At 66.3% G+C, this 1,049-nt stretch carries 1 protein-coding gene; it reads left to right on the top strand.

From position 1 onward, the window contains the following. A partial coding sequence (locus PA598K_RS37980; RefSeq protein WP_260405422.1) for a helicase-related protein occupies positions 1 to 1,049 on the top strand: 1,049 nt, incomplete at both ends.

Genomic DNA, 1,049 nt, shown 5'->3' with positions numbered 1-1,049 from the left:
AGCTGAAGGGCCGCCCGCGGCTGGTCGTCGGCACGCCGGGACGCATCCATGAGCTGTACAAGAGCCGTAAGCTGAAGCTGCATACGGTACGGATGATTATCGTCGACGAGGTGGACCAGGTATTCGGACTGAGCTCGACTACCGAGGTCGAGGCGATCCTCTTCAACACCCATCCGCAGCGTCAGATCGGCTTTTTCTCCGCGACGTATCCCGAGCTGATGACGCGGCTGACGCAGCGCTGGATGAAGGAGCGGGTGGAGGTGGCTGTCCGTCCGGACCAGCGCGTCGTCGCCACCGTCGACAATCTTTACCTCGTCTGCGAGATGCGCGACAAGGTCGAGACGGCGCGCAAGCTGATCCGGCTGCTGGAGCCCTCGTCGGCGCTGCTCTTCCTGAACGATACCGACCAGATCGCTAACTGGCAGTCCAAGCTGAGCTACGCCGGCTTCAAGGTCGAGGCGCTGTACGGCGACGCCGACAAGCAGCAGCGCGCCGGCACGCTCGCCCGCTTCCGCGACGGTCGCTGCCAACTGCTGCTGGCTACAGACATCGCTGCGCGCGGTCTCGATATCATCGGTCTGCCGCTCGTCGTCAACCTCGATCCGCCGCCCGATGCCGATTACTACGTGCATCGGGCCGGTCGGACCGGTCGGATGGGCCGGACGGGCACAGTCGTCTCGATCGTAGCGCCGCAAGAGACGTTCATCATGACCAAGTTCGAAAAGCAGCTCGGCATCCGCATCCATCGCAAGGAGATGAACCGAGGCGCGCTCGAGGATGCGGCAGCGGGCGCTGCTGTAAATCGGCCGAAGTACGGCGCGCGCGGCAGGTCCGCCTCGGAAGGCCTTACGGGGGCTGGCCGACCATCGCAAGACCGACCGGCGCAGGGCGGCGGCAAGTCCGCTGCGACGCAGCCAGGCGCGCGGATGCGTGGCGCCGATGCCGCGCAAGCTGCGAGCGTTGGCATGCCGCAACGCGAACGCGCCGATGTCCGGCTTGGCAGCGCGGCTGCCTCGTCACCTGCGAGCGCTGGCAAGCCGCGGCGTGAC

The sequence above is a fragment of the Paenibacillus sp. 598K genome, from assembly GCF_003851045.1.
Lineage (GTDB): Bacteria > Bacillota > Bacilli > Paenibacillales > Paenibacillaceae > Paenibacillus_D.
This window is presented reverse-complemented; position numbering and strand designations above follow the sequence as displayed.